This window comes from Paenibacillus sp. FSL R5-0749 (assembly GCF_038595085.1).
Taxonomy (GTDB): domain Bacteria; phylum Bacillota; class Bacilli; order Paenibacillales; family Paenibacillaceae; genus Paenibacillus.
Genome location: NZ_CP152005.1, coordinates 5247978 through 5269327 on the forward strand (window position 1 = coordinate 5247978; position 21350 = coordinate 5269327).

The following is a 21350-nucleotide window of genomic DNA, read 5'->3' on the forward strand; positions in this document are numbered from 1 at the left end:
TTCATTCCTTAACAATAGTCGCATTTTGATAATAGTGTTTCAATATTGTCTGGTAATCATACCCTTCATCTGCCATGCCTTTGGCTCCCCATTGGGACAAGCCCAACCCATGACCATTGCCCTGGCCGATGAACATGAAGTTTTGACCCTGCGTTACCGCTCTTGCTTGACCATCACCACTCATCACCACAAGAGCATTACCGGATGATGAGCCTGTACCAGAGGCAGACATTACAGCGGCACCATTTGAACCGGTTTTACTGGCTGTTTTGCCGTAAGCGCCTAATACAGTATAACTTCCGGTTCCTGCAATATCAAATAGAGTACTCGGTAATCCTCCAAGCGCAGAACGGTATGTATCAGCATATTTCACCGTCATAGCCTGGCCGTTGGCAGTGACTTCAAGTGCTCTTCCAGAAGGTCCACGCTTGGTTACTTCCAAGGTTGAGATTGAAGCAGGAACAGACGCTGTCGTTTTACCCTGAAGGGATTTAACCAACTGGGCAGACGTGAAAGGTCCTCTCACCCAAGCATAGTCGTTGGATTGAGCCACTTTTGCCAGTACAACAGCTTCATTGCCTGGATTCATTTTGGATACAGGTTCCACGGTGGACTGAATCAACGGAACAGGACGTACATTGGTGTTCTGAGCCGTTACCGTCACTTTTGCCAGACCCGCGTTGGTCTTGGTTGTTAATTCTTTGATGTTATCCTCACGAATGTACCCGCTAATGCCTGAACTGAGCAGCACATGGTACCACGTATGTAATCCTGCCTGCGCTGATGTATCCCCCGAGCTAATTACATTGGTGAACACACCTGCTCCGCCGTTCCATACCTCAGAAGGATGAGCCGTCTGACCGCCCGCATTGGAGGAGAATACAGCTTCGATGATTTTGCCACCGCTCTTAACCACTTCTCCGGCCGTTGCATCCACTGCACTGGTTACTTTATCGTTCTCCGAACCAATCCCGTTATAGGCTTGGCTGAGTGTCGTATCCACGACATTGGCAATTTTGAAACGATCTCCTTGTTGAAGCGCATAGGATCGAGCAGCTACTGCTTGAACTTTCAGAGCCTCAGCAGGCCAGGAGGAATATACCTCTGCCCCTACGACAGAGTACAGGTATTGTTCCAGTGGAACGACATTGACCAATGCCAGATCACCGCTGACGATGCTGATTTCCATATCTCCATGATACGTTCGCTGGGAACGTTCCACTACTTTGATGCCATTGCTATTCCCTTGTACCAATGCTTTGGATTCAGTACCTGCAATCGTGTAATGCGGAGCTGTTTTAAGCGCATCCGCACTTAATCCCGCATCCTGACGGATGATGAGACCTGCACTATTGTTAACAGTTGAGAGACTTATCCCTGGAATGGCCTCCACACTTTTCTTCACTGAGGATAATTCCGCATCTGTTACAGCTTCACCTACCCATACCGCATATGCTTGGCTTCCTCCACTCAGTAGGAGGACCGGATAAGCACTACTAACTCCTGCTGATAAAAGGTCCGCTTGCGTTGCCTCTGCTTCCTGAAGCGAACCATACGTTCCAGCAGACAGGCGCTTACTTCCGGTCACAGTTGGCTTTTGACCAGCCAATTGAGCTGCTGCTACCTTTTGTACCCGTGTAACAGCTTGTCCAGCCAGTGCCTCTGTTGCATAGTTACCTGTGTAGAGTTGATAGATGGCATTTCCATTCACAGACGTTGTAAACAGCAACGGCTTATCCGCGGTTGCCTGCAACAATTTGGCTGCTGCAGATGCTGCCTTGAAATCCCCTGTTTCCAACACTTTCACTCTGAATCCATCTGCACTGAAACGGACCTGTCCAGCCGGAAGACCTACATTTGCGCCACTTTCCGATTGGATACTCCATTGTCCCTTTGATTCAAGTGTAATAAGTGGTGTAGTTGATTTATACATACTGCCCAGATTCGCAAACATGGCTACACGGATTGTCTGTCCATCATTACCTGCTGCATACGCAGGCACTTGAAGACAACCTACTGTCAAAAGAGCTGCCGCCAGTACCTTCAATCGACGACTCCACTTCTTCGTTCGTATTGCTTTTCCCACATTCAGACTCCTCTCCATGCAATGCCTTCACTTTATATCGGATTAACAAACGTAAACTTCAATGTTTATGGTGAACCTTCAATTGGTAAACGTTCAAATCGTGGACTTTCACGTGGCTCGATTATTTTCCGTCTCTTGGTGGAACAGGTAGACCCAAATGATGATAGGCAAGATCTGTTACGATTCTCCCCCTTGGTGTACGCTGAATCATGCCAATCTGAAGCAGATACGGTTCGTAGACATCCTCAATCGTCTGACTTTCTTCACCGATTGTAGCAGCAATGGTATCCAAACCTACCGGGCCTCCCCGGAAGCTGTTGATCATCGATTTAAGCATCTTATGATCAATCTCATCCAGGCCACGCGGATCAATCTGAAGTCGTTGCAATGCTTCTTCCGCCAGTGTCTGCGTTATAATCCCATCACCACGCACCTGTGCAAAGTCACGTACTCGTTTAAGCAAACGGTTGGCAATCCTCGGTGTCCCACGTGAGCGCAATGCAATCTCTTGCGCAGCATCTCCCACAATCTCCACACCCAAAATCTCGGTAGAGCGCGAGACGATATAAGCCAGCTCATCAACCGTATAGAATTCCAAGCGGCTGATAACACCAAACCGATCTCGAAGTGGCGCAGACAGCAAGCCAGCGCGTGTTGTAGCCCCAATCAGAGTGAATGGCGGCAGATCCAGCCGAACGGACCGAGCACTTGGACCTTTACCAATCATTATATCCAATGCCGAATCTTCCATGGCGGGGTACATGACTTCTTCAACCGTACGATGCAAACGATGTATCTCATCAATAAACAGCACATCGCCTTCCTGCAGATTGGTTAACAATGCTGCAAGATCACCCGGGCGTTCAATGGCCGGGCCTGACGTAGTTCGTAAATTAACGCCCAATTCATTGGCAATAATATTGGCAAGTGTTGTCTTACCCAGTCCAGGTGGTCCATATAACAAAACGTGATCCAATGCCTCATTACGAAATTTGGCAGCTTCGATATATATCTTTAAATTTTCCTTCACCTGATTCTGTCCGATATATTCATTCAAATACCGGGGACGAAGACTCAACTCAACATTTTGGTCCTCCATCATCAGGTTCGCGGAAATAATCCGATCATCCATGTTCATCCCTACCTTTTTTTGCAGGCTACAGCTATATTATAATATGCAATTTGTATTATCCCGTAAACAGCATTTGCAGCGCTTTTTTCATCAACACATCAACGGAATCCGCTGTAGTAACATCCTTCTTCAATTTGAGCCATACTTTATCAAGTTCACTGTCAGTATACCCAAGTGCCTTGAGACCTTCACGTGCCTCATCCCAGGCTGAACCACTTCCCGACTCTTCCGATGGAGGAGCGAACAAACCTGTTGCATACGCTGCCGCGCCGAAACTATCCAGCTTATCCTTGAGATCCAGAATCATGCGTTGTGCAGTCTTCTTGCCGATGCCTGGCAATTTGGTCAAGAACGTTAAATTCTCTTGGTAAATCGCTGTAACCACATGTTCTGGTGTACCTCCAGCGAGTATGCCCAGCGCCACTTTGGGACCAATACCGGATACTTCAATCAGTTTGCGGAACAAACGCTGTTCATCCCGTGTCACAAATCCAAACAGCAGCATCGCATCCTCACGCACATGATGGTGAGTGTACACGGTAATTTCGCCTTCTTGCTTAGCGAACGCAAATGGATTCGGACAAAATACGCGATACCCCACACCATGAACGTCCAACACAATATAATCATTCTCTACATGAATGAACTGTCCTCTTAGAAAATCAATCATTTTCGCAATACCTCATTCAACTTGGAATTTAATGTATAAGAGTGCGCATGGCACACGGCTACAGCCAACGCATCCGCTACGTCATCCGGTTTAGGAATGACTTGAAGACGCAAGAACATTTTGACCATCTCCTGCACTTGCTTCTTCTCAGCCTTACCATACCCAACAACAGCCTGCTTGATCTGCATTGGTGTATACTCTGCAATAGGCAAACCCTTCTGTGCAGCAGCAAGTACCATGACGCCCCTAGCCTGACTGACAGACATCGCTGTTGTAACGTTCCGATTGAAAAAAAGTTTCTCCAGCGCTACTGCGTCCGGTTTGTACTTATCAATTAATTGCACCATACCTTCATATACGTGAAGCAACCGTTCCTCTTCAGGGGTATGAGCTTCCGTCTGAATACATCCATATTGTACGGGTACCACTTTACTGCCGATTTTATCCACAAAACCAAAACCAACAATCGCAATCCCCGGGTCAATTCCCAAAAAACGCAAAACCATCTCTCCCTCACAAAAGCGAACATATGTATCGTTCATTTCATTATAACAAAAGATAGACCCTGCGGCAGGAAAAACTTTGTCTAACCCATTACTCGTCTTTATTCGTGATTTTTTTCATGTTTATTCGTATTTTTATGTATTTCGGCACAAACGACAAAAAGGACATCTCTTCGATGTCCATCACCACATTCCACGTATATTGGATTTCTATCACTTAGCTTCGCGAAATACCAATGCCACTGGTCTCCAACCATCTAATTATTACTTCAGTATCTTAACGTTGTAAGTTAGCACAAAAGATTACCCGCCATTGCGGATTAAATGATGATCTTCATCCACCGCATAGTCACTAAACGTTGAGATTACGCTATCATACTCATCCTTGTCCTGAATCCGGATACCCTGCTGCAATTGCTCCAGCACCCCTTCAGGCAAAGAACTCTCCAACGTCCCCACATCCAATTGAAAAAACGTACGAATAACCTTCTCTTCTGCAGGCTTACCCTCATACAAATTAAGGTTCCCCACAGCATCTATGCTAATATACGCCTGCTGTTTGCAAAGCGGTGAAAGGTCATCTACACGTTGCTTCAAATGCAACTCATCTGATGTTCTAACGGTAGCATCCCATTCCGGATGTTGAACCAGCAGCATCTTCAACTGTGGTCTAGCCATCTTGCCCAACTGTTCTGTCTCCACTCCGCAAATGTACTGTGTTTCCAAAACCACACTCGTTAAATGATCCGGATCAGTATCAAGTTGCTCTACTAACGCCTGAATCTCCTGATCAGATCTAGTCTCCGGCGTAACAGGTCCCATCACACTAGTTGCCTCACTAAAATTAGTGGTCAGCAAACGTTCAATCGCCGATGAGATAGACAATCCGCTGTAAGCCAATATCGTAACTGCAAGCAAAGCAACCGTCATCCATACTGTTCGTTTCCACCGTCGCCAGCGTCTCTTGAATTGTTTCCTGAAGTTAAACGTGTTCACATGAACCCCTTCTATCACTTTTTAAACCTATTGTGACCTAAAGAACGAGGCTTTATGCAAAACTTGTCGTCTGAAGAGTAACCCGTATATTCATGAAGCAAGGGACCATGGGCCAATAGCTGATGGCATATTGAAAGTTATGTTAAGCACACATCGTAATCGTAATCCCTTTAATATCGCAACGTAATAAAGATAAACACAAAAAAAGTACTATCTATAAGTTAGATAGTACTTTTTCGAGATCGGGATGACACGATTTGAACATGCGACCCCCTGGTCCCAAACCAGGTGCTCTACCAAGCTGAGCTACATCCCGTTATATATACCGGCGAGAGGACTCGAACCTCCACGGTTTCCCACTCGATTTTGAGTCGAGCGCGTCTGCCATTCCGCCACGCCGGCAAATTATGAAGTTATAATGGCGCGCCCTGAGAGATTCGAACTCCCGGCCTTTTGATTCGTAGTCAAACGCTCTATCCAGCTGAGCTAAGGGCGCAAATATTGGAGCGGAAGACGGGAATCGAACCCGCGACCCTCGCCTTGGCAAGGCGATGCTCTACCGCTGAGCCACTTCCGCATACGGTATTGATAGATATAAAATGGCGGAACCGACGGGATTCGAACCCGCGATCTCCTGCGTGACAGGCAGGCATGTTAGGCCAACTACACCACGGTTCCAGATCACTTTCCATTGGGAAAGTCTAATTGCGGGGGCAGGATTTGAACCTGCGGCCTTCGGGTTATGAGCCCGACGAGCTACCGGGCTGCTCCACCCCGCGTCGTTATTAAAAATCTTATGGTGGAGGCTGAGGGGATCGAACCCCCGACCCTCTGCTTGTAAGGCAGATGCTCTCCCAGCTGAGCTAAGCCTCCATAATATGACCCGTAGGGGATACTCTCACTTCGTTCGAGACTGCGAAGCAGCTACTAACGAAGTACATCCTCCGACGAATCTTTGGGATTCTCATCCCTTGTTGAAGCAATAGGTATTGCTATGACCCGTAGGGGATTCGAACCCCTGTTACCTCCGTGAAAGGGAGGTGTCTTAACCCCTTGACCAACGGGCCTTAATGGCTCCCCGAACAGGGCTCGAACCTGTGACAACTCGATTAACAGTCGAGTGCTCTACCAACTGAGCTATCAGGGAATAATATGCATTTGCAGGGCAAATGCAATTCATCGTACAACGTCCACACGCAGAGCTTGTTTTCTATGTATGATGAAAGAGTTCGCTTGGCGGCGTCCTACTCTCCCAGGACCCTGCGGTCCAAGTACCATCGGCGCTAGAGGGCTTAACGGTCGTGTTCGGGATGGGTACGTGTGGAACCCCTCCGCCATCGCCACCAAACGCATAGCTTACATTTCAGAGTTCGTTCTCTGAAAACTAGATTCGAAACGAAACATGCGAATTATCACTTGCATATTTGGATAAGCCCTCGACCGATTAGTACTGGTCAGCTCCATGCATTGCTGCACTTCCACCCCCAGCCTATCTACCTCGTCGTCTTCAAGGGGTCTTACATACTGGGAAATCTCATCTTGAGGGGGGCTTCACGCTTAGATGCTTTCAGCGTTTATCCCGTCCGTACATAGCTACCCAGCGGTGCTCCTGGCGGAACAACTGGTACACCAGCGGTACGTCCATCCCGGTCCTCTCGTACTAAGGACAGCTCCTCTCAAATTTCCTACGCCCACGACAGATAGGGACCGAACTGTCTCACGACGTTCTGAACCCAGCTCGCGTACCGCTTTAATGGGCGAACAGCCCAACCCTTGGGACCTACTTCAGCCCCAGGATGCGATGAGCCGACATCGAGGTGCCAAACCTCCCCGTCGATGTGGACTCTTGGGGGAGATAAGCCTGTTATCCCCAGGGTAGCTTTTATCCGTTGAGCGATGGCCCTTCCATGCGGTACCACCGGATCACTAAGCCCGACTTTCGTCCCTGCTCGACTTGTAGGTCTCGCAGTCAAGCTCCCTTATGCCTTTGCACTCTTCGAATGATTTCCAACCATTCTGAGGGAACCTTTGGGCGCCTCCGTTACTCTTTAGGAGGCGACCGCCCCAGTCAAACTGCCCACCTGACACTGTCCCCGCACCGGATTACGGTACCAGGTTAGAACCTAGATACGATCAGGGTGGTATCCCAACGTTGCCTCCACGCAAGCTGGCGCTCACGTTTCAAAGGCTCCCACCTATCCTGTACAGATCGTACCCAAATTCAATATCAAGCTGCAGTAAAGCTCCATGGGGTCTTTCCGTCTTGTCGCGGGTAACCTGCATCTTCACAGGTATTAAAATTTCACCGGATCTCTCGTTGAGACAGCGCCCAAGTCGTTACGCCATTCGTGCGGGTCAGAATTTACCTGACAAGGAATTTCGCTACCTTAGGACCGTTATAGTTACGGCCGCCGTTTACTGGGGCTTCGGTTCACAGCTTCGGATTGCTCCTAACCACTCCCCTTAACCTTCCAGCACCGGGCAGGCGTCAGCCCGTATACTTCGCCTTACGGCTTCGCACAGACCTGTGTTTTTGCTAAACAGTCGCTTGGGCCTTTTCACTGCGGCCCCCTCGTGCTATTCACACTACCGGGGCACCCCTTCTCCCGAAGTTACGGGGTCATTTTGCCGAGTTCCTTAACGAGAGTTCTTCCGCGCGCCTTAGAATACTCTTCTCGCCTACCTGTGTCGGTTTGCGGTACGGGCACCTTCACCTGGCTAGAGGCTTTTCTTGGCAGTGTGAGATCATGACCTTCGCTACTACAATTTTCGCTCCCCATCACAGCTCAGCCTTATGATGTGCGGATTTGCCTACACATCAACCTCACTGCTTAGACGGACATCCATCAGTCCGCGTCACTACCCTACTGCGTCCCCCCATTGCTCATAACGGCTTACGGTGGTACAGGAATTTCGACCTGTTGTCCTTCGACTACGCCTTTCGGCCTCGCCTTAGGTCCCGACTTACCCTGAGCGGACGAGCCTTCCTCAGGAACCCTTAGGCTTTCGGCGGATCAGATTCTCACTGATCTTTTCGTTACTCATACCGGCATTCTCACTTGTATAATGTCCAGCGCTCCTTACGGTACACCTTCAACCCTTATACAACGCTCCCCTACCCCTGATGCAAGCATCAAGCCATAGCTTCGGTGGTGTGTTTAGCCCCGTTACATTTTCGGCGCAGAGTCACTCGACCAGTGAGCTATTACGCACTCTTTCAATGGTGGCTGCTTCTAAGCCAACATCCTGGTTGTCTGTGCAACTCCACATCCTTTCCCACTTAACACACACTTGGGGACCTTAGCTGATGGTCTGGGCTGTTTCCCTTTTGACAATGGATCTTAGCACTCACTGTCTGACTCCCGGAAGTAAGTCTATGGCATTCGGAGTTTGACTGAGCTTGGTAACCCTTGCGGGCCCCGCACCCAATCAGTGCTCTACCTCCACGACTCTGTTTTCCGAGGCTAGCCCTAAAGCTATTTCGGGGAGAACCAGCTATCTCCGAGTTCGATTGGAATTTCTCCGCTACCCCCACCTCATCCCCGCACTTTTCAACGTGCGTGGGTTCGGGCCTCCAGTGCGTGTTACCGCACCTTCACCCTGGACAGGGGTAGATCACCCGGTTTCGGGTCTACGTCCACGTACTATGTCGCCCTATTCAGACTCGCTTTCGCTGCGGCTCCGGCTCTTCACCTTAACCTTGCACGGGAACGTAACTCGCCGGTTCATTCTACAAAAGGCACGCCATCACCCCTAAAACGGGCTCTGACTTTTTGTAAGCACACGGTTTCAGGTTCTATTTCACTCCCCTTCCGGGGTGCTTTTCACCTTTCCCTCACGGTACTGCTTCACTATCGGTCGCTAGGAAGTATTTAGCCTTGGCAGATGGTCCTGCCGGATTCATACGGGGTTTCACGTGCCCCGCACTACTCGGGATCCGTCTCGGAGAGAGTCAACTTTCAATTACAGGGCTTTTACCTTCTTTGGCGGGCCTTTCCAGACCTCTTCGTTTAACTGACTCCTTTGTAACTCCATGTGAGACGTCCCACAACCCCAAAGAGCAAGCTCCTTGGTTTGGGCTTCTCCGCGTTCGCTCGCCGCTACTGACGGAATCACTATTGTTTTCTCTTCCTCAGGGTACTTAGATGTTTCAGTTCCCCTGGTATGCCTCTACACAACCTATGTATTCAGTTGTGAGTAACTGGAAATTACCCCAGCTGGGTTTCCCCATTCGGACACCCCCGGATCAAAGCTTGCTTACAGCTCCCCGAGGCAGTTTCGTTGTTCGCCACGTCCTTCATCGGCTCCTAGCGCCTAGGCATCCTCCGTGTGCTCTTAGTAGCTTAACCATATCGCTCGTGTTCGAGCTGTCACTCCGCTTGTTTTGGACTGCGTCCAAAGCCAAAAGTCGTTCCATTTCGATCACTCGCTCATGCAATCTACCGTTTTTATTGAAACTTGTTATACACAAGTTCAGCTAAAAAGGAATGTTCTAATTCGCGTTTGTTTCGTTTCGATATCTAGTTTTCAAAGAACAAGCTCCATGCAAAAGCAAGCTGTTTGAGAGTTTGAGCTCTCAAAACTGAGCAACGAGTGAGTAACTAGCCGACCTGGCTAGATTTTGTATTTGAATGTTTCCACGCGGGAAACGATTCTCCATAGAAAGGAGGTGATCCAGCCGCACCTTCCGATACGGCTACCTTGTTACGACTTCACCCCAATCATCTATCCCACCTTCGGCGGCTGGCTCCTTGCGGTTACCCCACCGACTTCGGGTGTTATAAACTCTCGTGGTGTGACGGGCGGTGTGTACAAGACCCGGGAACGTATTCACCGCGGCATGCTGATCCGCGATTACTAGCAATTCCGACTTCATGCAGGCGAGTTGCAGCCTGCAATCCGAACTGAGACCGGCTTTTTAGGATTCGTTCCACCTCGCGGCTTCACAGCCCGTTGTACCGGCCATTGTAGTACGTGTGTAGCCCAGGTCATAAGGGGCATGATGATTTGACGTCATCCCCACCTTCCTCCGGTTTGTCACCGGCAGTCACCTTAGAGTGCCCACCCGAAATGCTGGCAACTAAGATCAAGGGTTGCGCTCGTTGCGGGACTTAACCCAACATCTCACGACACGAGCTGACGACAACCATGCACCACCTGTCTCCTCTGTCCCGAAGGAAAGATACATCTCTGCATCGATCAGAGGGATGTCAAGACCTGGTAAGGTTCTTCGCGTTGCTTCGAATTAAACCACATACTCCACTGCTTGTGCGGGTCCCCGTCAATTCCTTTGAGTTTCAGTCTTGCGACCGTACTCCCCAGGCGGAGTGCTTAATGTGTTAACTTCGGCACCAAGGGTATCGAAACCCCTAACACCTAGCACTCATCGTTTACGGCGTGGACTACCAGGGTATCTAATCCTGTTTGCTCCCCACGCTTTCGCGCCTCAGCGTCAGTTACAGCCCAGAGAGTCGCCTTCGCCACTGGTGTTCCTCCACATATCTACGCATTTCACCGCTACACGTGGAATTCCACTCTCCTCTTCTGCACTCAAGTCACCCAGTTTCCAGTGCGATCCGGGGTTGAGCCCCGGGATTAAACACCAGACTTAAATGACCGCCTGCGCGCGCTTTACGCCCAATAATTCCGGACAACGCTTGCCCCCTACGTATTACCGCGGCTGCTGGCACGTAGTTAGCCGGGGCTTTCTTCTCAGGTACCGTCACCTTGAGAGCAGTTACTCTCCCAAGCGTTCTTCCCTGGCAACAGAGCTTTACGATCCGAAAACCTTCATCACTCACGCGGCATTGCTCCGTCAGGCTTTCGCCCATTGCGGAAGATTCCCTACTGCTGCCTCCCGTAGGAGTCTGGGCCGTGTCTCAGTCCCAGTGTGGCCGATCACCCTCTCAGGTCGGCTACGCATCGTCGCCTTGGTGAGCCGTTACCCCACCAACTAGCTAATGCGCCGCAGGCCCATCCCCAAGTGACAGATTGCTCCGTCTTTCCAGTTTCCTTCAGGCGAAGAAAACAACTATTCGGTATTAGCTACCGTTTCCGGTAGTTGTCCCAAACTTGAGGGCAGGTTGCCTACGTGTTACTCACCCGTCCGCCGCTAAGTCTCAAAGAAGCAAGCTTCTTATCAACTCCGCTCGACTTGCATGTATTAGGCATGCCGCCAGCGTTCGTCCTGAGCCAGGATCAAACTCTCCAATAAAGTATTGAAAAGAGCGATAAGCTCATTTTGAATCTGACGAGATTAAAAATCTCAATTGTGCTCCAGTCGATCCAAGCCAAGGCTTGTCTCAAACTTTCGCGTTCATTCTGCAAGCAGAATGTTTACTCACTCGTTGTTCAGTTTTCAAAGATCAAACTTGTTTCTTCATTTATTGTGTTTCCCGTGTCAGCCGTGTGTTTCAGCGGCGACTTAAATAATATATCATACGGCTGAATCTAATGCAACAGTTTTTTTCATTTCTTTTCTTTACTAGTTTTGCATTAGCTAAAGCGATCATATCGGTTCCCTAACTTGTCCTACTATCGCGGTACGCTCATAGGGTACAACAAATATTTTAGCACATATATGAAAGGGTTTTCAACATTTCTCCACAAAATGCTCCCATTATTCCTGAAAAATTATATTTCCTTTATATGCAATTCATTGTTCATTCAGAGTTAGCGGGAAGCCAGCTCCCTATTACAGAGTTAACTTCCCGCTAATATTATAGGTAACTTACTTCTCTATCGATCGCAGTCCTCTGGTTAGTTTTGTATCCATGGATTACGACGCTTTTTATTTGATTTCCGTTGGTTGGAAGTAGCTACACCCTCTCTGGATGTTTTTCCTGATACGGATACTTTGGATTTGTTCTTCAGAGGAGCCTTGCTCGTTCTGCGTTTTGCGGCTGCTGGCTTATTTCCGGTTTGCTTGGACTTCGCCTCCGAATCTGATCCAACCTCTTCAATGCTTACCTGACTTAAGTTAGCGTCTTCACGCCCTCCCTTTTTGCCACCACTGCCTTGCCCTTGAGGAGGATACATTTCGCCAAATGCTCCAAGTGGGGACGGCGGAACCATGTTCTGTGTAGGATACGGATTCTGATATGCATACTCAATAGGCTGGTTTGGCATCGTTGATGTAGACATTTCAGGTGGCATACCATACGAAGGACCGTACATGTTCATGTTCCAAGCCGGTTCCTGGTAACCATAAGAAGGATAAGTATACTGAGGGACATGTGTATGTGATCCACATCCGCATGGAGGATACGGAAGCATCGAGTATGGAGATATGAATGGTGGCTGATGATTCATATGACTAGGTGCTGCATACGTTGGAAATGGACTATTCACTTCGCCAGCTGGTGCAATCGGAAATGAGTTGTTTTGCATTTCTGGAGACAGATTTGGCATAACGTTATTGTGGTTATAGCTCTGCTCCGCACCCGTCCACGGGCTGTTAGTCATTTCACTGCCACTGTAAGGGCTAACTTCCGAAATCCCTGGAAACGGCGCATGATTACTCACTTCTGCCGTGTACATGTCTTGCTGAATACCATACGCCTCTTGTGCAGGAACCGGAATTTGAACATAAGGATGCTCCGCTGGCGCATGATGCAACTTGTTACCACAACCACAGGGCTTTTTCGTTGCTGGTGCAACCTCAGTTGGAGGCTCGGTATTAGGCATTACAGGCAAAGGCATAATTTCAGGCGAAAGATTAGGCATTGTATATTTCTTGGATTCCGCTACAGGTTTAACTTGAACTTCGGGTTTAACCTCTTCTTTTTTCGGCATTTCCTTTTCGGGTTTCACTTCAGGAAGTTCTGGCAACTGCGGCAGCACCTCCAGTTCAGGCTTCACATTCGGTTTTTCTGGATTAGCTGGTGGTGGAGCAGGTACTGGGACTGGAACCTCTGATACCGGAGCAGGAGGAGTTGGTGCAACTGGAGCAGGTTGTTCCGGTTCTTTGACTCCCGTGTATTCCTTACCTTCAGGCGACAATTTTTCATTTGCAGCAATGTTGCTGGCACCCGAGTTAGACATCGTGTTTCCTTGTGCATGCATCGAGGGAATGTAGACCGTTTCCCCCACCAGAAGAGCATTCGGATTTTTCAACTGTGGATTGGCATTGATCATATCTTTTAAAGGAACTCCCCAGGCTTGTGCCAACTTCCATAACGAATCTCCTTGCTGAACCTTGTGACTGTGGAGCATACCCTCCGGCTTCGGTGTTACTGGCTCTGCAGGGATTTTGACTTTCATGCCAATATCCAGCTTGTCGGGATTTGTGATTTGCGGATTAGCCGCGATCAATTTGTCCAGCGCAACATTGTATTTTTGGGACAGCAGATATAATGTGTCGCCTTTTTTCACCATGTGTATTTTCACAGGGAACTAACCTCCTAGACGTCATACTTGGGCAGTACATTCGCCCATACCGTTACTACATCCTATGCAGAAACCGGGCTAATGACATCAACTAAACAAAAAAAATCCTCCTGTCGCTAAAATCCCCATACACCAGGTATGCTGAATTTTATCGGACAAGGAGGATTCCTGTTCCCTATGCTATACAATTCTTACTTAAGATTCCCACACTTTATAACCATCTTTGTCAACAATCTGACGGAATGCTTCCAGCAGTCTCAGCGTTACAGGACCTGCGACACCCGTACCAATTGTTCTTCCATCCACTTCACATGCAGCGATAACTTCTGCAGCTGTCCCGGTGAAAAAGACTTCGTCTGCGATATACACATCATGCAGGGTGAATGGCACTTCTTTTAATTCAAGCTCCAGTTCTCCACATAGATCGATAATGGCTTGACGTGTAATCCCTTCAAGAGCACCGAGATAACAAGGCGGCGTGTATACTACACCATTTTTGATGATGAAGATGTTATCACTTGAACCCTCGGTAACGTAACCTTGGGAATTCAACATAATCGCTTCTCCAGCACCTGAATAGTTAGACTGGATTTTAACCAGGATGTTATTCAGATAGTTCAATGATTTAATTTTCGGATTCAAAGCGTCCGGGATGTTCCGACGTTGGGATACGGACACTGCTTTTAATCCAGTCAGATACGCTTCCTCCGGATAAATCGCCAATTGCTCCACGATGATGATTACGGATGCCTTAGGGCAACGAAGCGGGTCCAAACCAAGATTACCAGGGCCACGTGATACGATAAGACGAATATACCCATTACGCATATCATTGCGGCGCACCGTTTCAGCCATCACTTCCAACATCTCATCCATGGACAGCGGGATGTTCAAACTGATGGATTTTGCCGAATCATACAAACGATCCAAGTGAGCCTTACATCTGAAAATATTTCCGTTATAGATCCGAATACCTTCGAAAATCCCGTCTCCGTACAAAAATCCATGATCATATACCGAAACGGTTGCGTTCTCTTTGGTCACATACTGACCATCCAAATAGATCCACTGCTCTGCCACCGATGACTGCACCTCCATAAAATATCCATTTCCCTAACTCCGAATGTTATAACTCGTCCATTGTACACCAAATGAAAAGCTCTTACTTGTTCATTCTATCCAGAATTATGACAACCTTCGAACATTCCAACCATCATACAGGTCGATTACCTCGAAGGATATGTATAACAAGGATAGCTACCAAGAACACGCACCTGACAATTCAACGCCTCTATCTCAGCCATGGCCGCAGTGAGCAATACCGAATCGACCGTTTCCACAACATCAATGTAGAAATAATAACTGCCCAATCGTTTCTTCGTTGGACGAGATTCAAGACGGGTCAGATTCAGCTTCCGCCAGGCAAATGCCGACAATACCTGATGCAACGCTCCCGGTGCATCTTCTGGCAATGTCACGAGCAAGCTGGTTTTCACATGATCCGGTTCACGAGGAATAACCACAGGTTCATGGCCGATAAGCACAAAACGGGTATAGTTATTGTCATGATCTGTAACTCGTTCAGCCATAATGTCCAGACCATGCTTCTGAGCAGCAAGCTTGGTACCGATGGCTACCCAGCCCTTACCCGGATTTTTCTTCACAATTTCTACAGCTTCGGCTGTACTGTTCACACCTTCAAGATCCGCATCAGGTGAATGCAGCCGAATAAAGTTCTGACACTGCGGAATAGCCACAGGATGAGACATGATCTTGGTAATTTTACTAAAATCATACTCGCCGCTCTCCGTCCTGAATTCAACCCCATGTCCAATGACATTCTGGATGGACGGGTATATCCACTCTGCTTGCATTGGAATATCCACTTCATTCACAAGCCAGTCCATGTGAAGGCTAACGGAACCTTCAATTGTATTTTCCATCGGAATGACACTGTATTGTGTTTTTCCACTATCTGTTGCTCGAAAAACATCTGAAATCAGCTTGGAGTGAAGCAAATCTAACGGTTCACTGTTAAAAAGGAAATCAATCGCCTCATGGGAAACTGAGCCTTCAGGTAATACTGCAATTCTTTTCATGCATTAACTTCCCCTTTGATTCTGTCCAAAAAAAGGACGTTCGTCTTGATCAGGCAGCACGGTTACACCGTCCAAATCCGGATCGAGCCACAGTGCAGAAGCAGATATGCCCTCCCGCTCCATGGTGTTCAGCAAATATTGTTCCAATTCCGCTTTGCGGGTGTCATGACGATCTACCAAGGTTAATACGGTCGGTCCCGCTCCGCTCAGGGCAGCTCCCAACGCTCCATGATCGACAGCATGTTCCAATATCTCAGCCATGCCTGGCACCAATGATGCCCGGTACGGTTGGTGAATTCGATCTGACATCGCCTTCTGAATCATATCCAGTCGCCCACTCGCCAAAGCGGCAACGAGCAGCGAGGATCTGCTAATGTTATGCACCACATCAGACATGCCAAATTGCTCTGGAATAACATTCCTTGCTTTTGAAGTAGACAGTTGGAATTCAGGTACAACAACCAAAGCCTGCAAATCCTGGTGTGGCTCAATACGAATATGATCTACCCGCACACCATCCCATGCAGCCGTAATAATACCCCCATAGAGTGATGCACCCACATTATCAGGATGCTTCTCGAGGGAGGTGGCTATATCCAGAAGTTTCGCATCCGATAAAGGAGTACCAATTAATGCATTCGCTGCCGCCAGTGCACCAACGATGGCTGATGCACTACTGCCGAGTCCACGCGTAAGTGGAATATCGGAATACATGGAAATCTCCAATTCAGGTACAGACACCCCAGCTTCATCGAATACCATCTGTGCGACTTCGTAAATCAAATTCGATTTATCCGTAGGCAGGCCTGTCAAATGATCGCCGTGTAGATGAAATGTCGTCTGCTCGGCAGGTTTCATCTCCAACCAGGCATACAGAGACAATGCCATGCCCAGAGTATCAAAGCCCGGACCGAGATTGGCTGTGCTTGCAGGTATTTTTACAGTTACCTTTTCACGCAAACTCATACAGATTGCTGCTCCAATTGTGCAATGGCCGCCATTACTGCTTCTTCCGTATCTTCAACAACAAGCGGTTCAGTCGCTACTGTTTTGATCGCAATATTCGGATCTTTCAGGCCATTACCTGTCAGTACGCAAACTACAGTCTCTCCGCCTTTAAAGTACCCTTCGCTCTTCAGTTTGTATACACCAGCAAGGGAAGCCGCAGAAGCAGGTTCAGCAAAAATCCCTTCCCGAGATGCAAGCGTACGATACGCTGTCAGGATCTGTTCATCCGTTACATAGTTAATCTGTCCACCAGATTCCTCAGCTGCAGCTACAGCCGTTTTCCAGCTCGCCGGATTACCGATTCGAATCGCTGTGGCTACTGTTTCAGGCTCAAGAATCGGTTCACCTTTGACAATCGCCATCGCACCTTCGGCTTCGAAACCAACCATGCGTGGCAGCGTGTTGGATTTACCAGCCTCTTTGTATTCTTTGAAGCCTTTCCAATAGGCCGAGATATTCCCCGCATTACCAACTGGAATAGCCAGAACGTCAGGCGCTTCGCCCAGTTGTTCAACCACTTCAAACGCTGCTGTCTTCTGTCCTTCGATCCGGAACGGATTCACAGAGTTTACAAGCGTGATCGGATGTTTGGCTGTGATCTCACGCACAATCTCCAGTGCACGGTCAAAGTTACCATTAATCGCAATCACTTTGGCTCCATAAATCATGGCTTGGGCCAGTTTACCCAGTGCAATGTTATTATTAGGGATCAGCACGATACAATTGAGGCCACCACGTGCGGCGTAGGCTGCTGCAGCTGCTGACGTGTTACCTGTAGATGCACACATGATCGTACGGCTGCCCTCTTCCATCGCTTTGGCAACCGCCATAACCATACCGCGGTCTTTGAAAGATCCTGTAGGATTCAAACCTTCATACTTGAAGTATACTTTTAAGCCGAGCTCCTCAGACAGATTCTCTGCATAAATCAACGGTGTATTCCCTTCCTGAAGCGTAAGCAGTGGTGTATTTTCATTAACCGGAAGGTGCTCTCTGTACGTTTGCAAAAGTCCTTGATATCTCATTGTGGGTAAACTCCTTTATGTTTTAATAATCTGATATGATGACCTGATGATACGGGTATAATTTATAACGGAAATAAATGAAGATGCAGTATGGGGTGAGGACAATTATCCTTCGACCCGGTATACACTCTTAATGCGACGAATGACGCTGAGTGATTCAAAATGTTTTAACACTTTATCCATGCTTGCCTTACTTGCATTATGCGTAACGATAATGATCTCGGCATCCGGGTTGTGCTCATTCGGCTGTTGAACAACCGACGCCAGACTGACATCATATTCAGCGAAAATTTGTGTAATTTGTGCCAATACACCGGCTTTGTCGTCCACGTGCAGTAAAATAAAGTTTTTCGACACGATCTGCTCATCGCTTTGCATTCGCTTCTGCTTATAAGGAACAATTGCTTTGAGACCGTTCACGCCAAGTTTGAGGTTTTTGGTAACCGCCACAATATCAGCTACAACCGAAGTTGCCGTTGGCAGTTCTCCCGCACCCGCACCGTAGAACATAGTCTCCCCTACAGCTTCACCGTGTACATATACTGCGTTGAACACACCATTGACTGAAGCAATGGGGTGATTCTGTCTAACCATTGTCGGCTGTACGCTAATCGTAATCTCATCGTCAATCCGGTCCGCAATACCAAGTAACTTCATCTCATAGCCCAATCTTCTGGCATACGTTATGTCTTCACGGGTAACGGAGGATATGCCTTTAACAGTTACATCCTTCAACTCCACATTAGTGCGGAAACCCAGTGTGCTCAAGATCGCCATTTTGCGAGCTGCATCAAGTCCTTCCACATCGGAGGTTGGATCCGATTCAGCGTATCCCAGCGCCTGTGCTTCGGCCAGCACTTCTTCATAGGATGCACCTTCCTGACTCATTTTGGTCAGAATAAAGTTCGTTGTTCCGTTCACTATCCCCATAATGCGAGTAATCCGGTCGGAAGAGAAACCTTCAATTAACGTACGAATGATTGGTATCCCTCCCGCAACACTCGCCTCATAGAACACATCACATTGCTTTTCCTGCGCCTTCGCCAAAATCTCTGTACCATGCAGTGCCATGAGATCTTTGTTCGCTGTTACGATATGCTTCCCACGTTCCAACGCTTCAAGAATATACTCTTTCGTCTGATCAATGCCACCCATGACTTCAACGATGACATCAATATCCGGATGACGAATGACTTCCCAAGGATCTTCAGTGAGTTTGGCACGGTCTACAGCAATAACACGTTCTTTCTCTGTATTTTTCACCGCGATCTTCTCAATGACAATCGGCGATCCAACCTGACTGCTCAGATCCTCCTGATTCCCTTCCACAATGCGAACGACTCCCGTTCCCACAGTTCCCAGACCCAACAATCCGACTTTTACTGGTTTCACTAACGATCTACCCCCTAATGTCTATTCTTGTCTGTCAGTCCTGTATATTAAAGCCTCATTAACCTTGGCCTACAATACGTGTGCGTCTTACTCCAGGCATATCTTGCATTCGATCCAGCATTTCACCAATTTCGCCATGAAGATGTGTCGTTTCCACTGAAATGACAACATTGGCTCTTCCTTGAAGCGGTATACTCTGATTAATCGTGAGCACGTTGGCTCCATAACCTGCTACATGTCCAAGCACACGAGACAAGATCCCTGACTGATGCTCCAGATCAATAGAGATCGTTACAATTCTCTCCCGTTCAAGCTGGTTGATCAGATGAATTCCATCCTTGTACTTGTAAAAGGCGCTCCGGCTTAATCCAACCTGTTCAACCGCCTCATGCACTGTTTTAACATCACCAGAAGCCAGTAGTTCTTTTACCTGCATGGTCTTCACCACTGCCTCCGGTAAAATATCTTCCCGTACCAAGTAATAGCGTTCGTTCACAGAACGTCCTCTCCTCAAAGACTCATGTATTCATATAGTGGACATTATATAGGATCTACGACAAAAGGGCAATACATGACATGCCTATTTTTTTGAAATGTATTCCTCACAGTATACAAGTTTATGCCTCTCCCATGTCAGGAAAAAACAAAAAAAACGCAGAGCTGCGGGTCAACTTCCCACTTCTCTGCGTCTGTATATCAATCTGTCTATCCACGGAAGACGGTTACTTAGTAGTAACTGCTGCCTTCCACAAATTCAAATTCAAAGTCTCCAATACGCACGATGGTGCCTTCTACAGCTCCACGCTTACGCAACTCAGCGTCCACACCCATATAACGCATTGTACGTGCGAGTTTCAATATAGCTTCATGCGAGTTCAATTGCATCCGTTTCATCATGCGATCAATCTTGGCACTTTCGACAACGAACATTTCATTCTCACGCAAGATGCGGAAACCATCGTCCTCTTTTTTGTCCAAGCTGTACACTTTACGTTCGGATACGTCTGCTACCTCTTCAACCACTGGCTCGTCCGGAATCTGATCCAGGAGATCAGCGGCACGATACAGGAGCTCTTGAATCCCTTTACGAGTCAGAGATGAAATAGGCATCACTTCAATATCCGGTTGCACCTCACGAACTTGCTGCAAAAATTGCTCCAGGTTTGCTTCGGAGTCCGGCATATCCATTTTATTGGCTGCTACAACCTGCGGTCTCTCAGCCAAAAGCGGATTGTACAGTTTCAGTTCATCATTAATTTTCTGCCAGTCTTCAAATGGATCGCGTCCTTCTGAACCCGACATGTCCACCACATGAATAATAATACGGGTGCGCTCGACATGACGTAAAAACTCATGTCCCAGTCCGATTCCTTCATGTGCGCCTTCAATCAGACCAGGCAAATCGGCCATAACGAAGCTTCGGCCTTCTCCTACACCGACTACACCCAGGTTCGGTGTGATGGTTGTGAAATGATATGCACCAATCTTTGGCTTGGCTGACGAAACGACAGAAAGCAGCGTGGATTTCCCTACACTCGGGAACCCAACCAGACCAACATCTGCCATCACTTTTAGCTCTAATACGATGTAACGCTCTTGGCCTTCTTCACCATTCTCGGCAAGTTCAGGCGCAGGATTGTTCGGTGTGGCAAATCGGATGTTACCCCGACCACCCCGACCACCACGAGCAATAACAACTTGTTGACCGTGACGTGTCATATCCGCCAGTACTTCTCCACTGTCTTCATCCAGAATGACAGTTCCTGGTGGAATGCGCACAATCATGTTCTCAGCGTTTGCACCGTGCTGACTTTTATTACGTCCCTTCTCACCACGTGGGGCCTTGAAGTGACGCTGGTAACGGAAATCCATCAACGTCCGCAGACCTTCATCCACCCGGAAAATGATGTCAGCCCCTCTGCCTCCATCGCCCCCGGCGGGTCCACCGTTTGGAACATACTTCTCACGACGGAAGGAAATAATTCCGTCCCCTCCGTCTCCGGCTTTTACATAAATCTTCGCTTTATCTACAAACATTGGTTAACCCCTTC

Annotated in this window: 12 protein-coding genes, 9 tRNA genes, 3 rRNA genes and 1 pseudogene; all 25 read right to left on the reverse strand. The window is 48.1% G+C overall.

The genetic code is table 11. The annotated features are described in order from the left end of the window. Position 1 precedes the first annotated feature (1 nt). The gene (locus tag MKY85_RS23410) at positions 2 to 2086 is read right to left on the reverse strand and encodes a SpoIID/LytB domain-containing protein (RefSeq protein ID WP_342570890.1); all 2085 of its coding nucleotides are present in this window, start codon (positions 2084 to 2086) and stop codon (positions 2 to 4) included. A gap of 121 nt (positions 2087 to 2207) precedes the next feature. Continuing rightward, positions 2208 to 3218 (reverse strand): Holliday junction branch migration DNA helicase RuvB, encoded by a 1011-nt coding sequence (ruvB, locus tag MKY85_RS23415; protein ID WP_091020485.1) that lies wholly within the window; start codon positions 3216 to 3218, stop codon positions 2208 to 2210. Positions 3219 to 3273: 55 nt separating this feature from the next. Then, entirely contained in the window at positions 3274 to 3888 is a 615-nt protein-coding gene (gene ruvA, locus MKY85_RS23420) for a Holliday junction branch migration protein RuvA (protein ID WP_036616866.1), read from the reverse strand. Next, positions 3885 to 4388, reverse strand: coding sequence for a crossover junction endodeoxyribonuclease RuvC (gene ruvC / locus MKY85_RS23425; RefSeq protein ID WP_076252971.1), 504 nt, complete (start codon positions 4386 to 4388; stop codon positions 3885 to 3887). Before ruvC ends, ruvA begins: the two co-directional genes overlap by 4 nt. 306 nt (positions 4389 to 4694) lie before the next feature. Continuing rightward, positions 4695 to 5387, reverse strand: a complete 693-nt coding sequence (locus tag MKY85_RS23430; RefSeq protein ID WP_342570891.1) for a BofC C-terminal domain-containing protein — start codon at positions 5385 to 5387, stop codon at positions 4695 to 4697. 242 nt (positions 5388 to 5629) lie between these two features. Then, positions 5630 to 5703 (reverse strand) — tRNA-Pro (locus MKY85_RS23435). Positions 5704 to 5710: 7 nt separating this feature from the next. After that, positions 5711 to 5789: transfer RNA gene (locus MKY85_RS23440), tRNA-Leu, on the reverse strand. A 17-nt stretch (positions 5790 to 5806) separates the two neighbouring features. Next, positions 5807 to 5883, reverse strand: a tRNA-Arg gene (locus MKY85_RS23445). A gap of 6 nt (positions 5884 to 5889) precedes the next feature. Continuing rightward, a tRNA-Gly gene (locus MKY85_RS23450) sits at positions 5890 to 5964 on the reverse strand. A 23-nt stretch (positions 5965 to 5987) separates the two neighbouring features. After that, positions 5988 to 6065, reverse strand: a tRNA-Asp gene (locus MKY85_RS23455). A gap of 27 nt (positions 6066 to 6092) precedes the next feature. Further along, positions 6093 to 6166: transfer RNA gene (locus MKY85_RS23460), tRNA-Met, on the reverse strand. Between the two features lie 18 nt (positions 6167 to 6184). Further along, positions 6185 to 6260, reverse strand: a tRNA-Val gene (locus MKY85_RS23465). A 122-nt stretch (positions 6261 to 6382) separates the two neighbouring features. Next, a tRNA-Glu gene (locus tag MKY85_RS23470) sits at positions 6383 to 6454 on the reverse strand. A gap of 4 nt (positions 6455 to 6458) precedes the next feature. After that, positions 6459 to 6534, reverse strand: a tRNA-Asn gene (locus MKY85_RS23475). Between the two features lie 84 nt (positions 6535 to 6618). Continuing rightward, positions 6619 to 6735 (reverse strand): 5S ribosomal RNA (rrf, locus tag MKY85_RS23480). A 76-nt stretch (positions 6736 to 6811) separates the two neighbouring features. Continuing rightward, a 23S ribosomal RNA gene (locus tag MKY85_RS23485) occupies positions 6812 to 9736 on the reverse strand. A 313-nt stretch (positions 9737 to 10049) separates the two neighbouring features. Continuing rightward, a 16S ribosomal RNA gene (locus MKY85_RS23490) occupies positions 10050 to 11601 on the reverse strand. Together the 16S, 23S and 5S rRNA genes with 9 tRNA genes alongside form the textbook arrangement of a ribosomal RNA operon. Positions 11602 to 12146: 545 nt before the next feature. Then, the gene (locus tag MKY85_RS23495; RefSeq protein ID WP_342570892.1) at positions 12147 to 13775 is read right to left on the reverse strand and encodes a LysM domain-containing protein; all 1629 of its coding nucleotides are present in this window, start codon (positions 13773 to 13775) and stop codon (positions 12147 to 12149) included. A 195-nt stretch (positions 13776 to 13970) separates the two neighbouring features. Then, complete coding sequence (gene ilvE, locus MKY85_RS23500) at positions 13971 to 14855, reverse strand: branched-chain-amino-acid transaminase (protein ID WP_339237053.1); 885 nt, start codon at positions 14853 to 14855, stop codon at positions 13971 to 13973. Between the two features lie 146 nt (positions 14856 to 15001). Further along, positions 15002 to 15874: a prephenate dehydratase gene (gene pheA / locus MKY85_RS23505; protein ID WP_339237055.1), complete on the reverse strand. Its 873-nt coding sequence runs from the start codon at positions 15872 to 15874 to the stop codon at positions 15002 to 15004. After that, a pseudogene (gene thrB / locus MKY85_RS23510) lies at positions 15871 to 16840 on the reverse strand (homoserine kinase). Before thrB ends, pheA begins: the two are co-directional and overlap by 4 nt. Continuing rightward, entirely contained in the window at positions 16837 to 17907 is a 1071-nt protein-coding gene (gene thrC / locus MKY85_RS23515) for a threonine synthase (RefSeq protein ID WP_339237058.1), read from the reverse strand. The pseudogene thrB and the gene thrC overlap by 4 nt, the downstream one beginning before the upstream one ends. Before the next feature lie 105 nt (positions 17908 to 18012). Beyond that, entirely contained in the window at positions 18013 to 19299 is a 1287-nt protein-coding gene (locus tag MKY85_RS23520) for a homoserine dehydrogenase (RefSeq protein ID WP_339237060.1), read from the reverse strand. A gap of 58 nt (positions 19300 to 19357) precedes the next feature. Then, positions 19358 to 19795: an ACT domain-containing protein gene (locus MKY85_RS23525; protein WP_017692625.1), complete on the reverse strand. Its 438-nt coding sequence runs from the start codon at positions 19793 to 19795 to the stop codon at positions 19358 to 19360. Between the two features lie 230 nt (positions 19796 to 20025). Further along, complete coding sequence (gene obgE / locus MKY85_RS23530) at positions 20026 to 21336, reverse strand: GTPase ObgE (RefSeq protein WP_339237061.1); 1311 nt, start codon at positions 21334 to 21336, stop codon at positions 20026 to 20028. Positions 21337 to 21350 lie beyond the last annotated feature (14 nt).

Coding starts and splice junctions, on each gene's coding strand:
- pheA (WP_339237055.1), bottom strand. CDS start 15,874: ATGAAAAGAATTGCAGTATTACCTGAAGGCTCAGTTTCCCATGAGGCG.
- obgE (WP_339237061.1), bottom strand. CDS start 21,336: ATGTTTGTAGATAAAGCGAAGATTTATGTAAAAGCCGGAGACGGAGGG.
- thrC (WP_339237058.1), bottom strand. CDS start 17,907: ATGAGATATCAAGGACTTTTGCAAACGTACAGAGAGCACCTTCCGGTT.
- ruvA (WP_036616866.1), bottom strand. CDS start 3,888: ATGATTGATTTTCTAAGAGGACAGTTCATTCATGTAGAGAATGATTAT.
- ruvB (WP_091020485.1), bottom strand. CDS start 3,218: ATGGATGATCGGATTATTTCCGCGAACCTGATGATGGAGGACCAAAAT.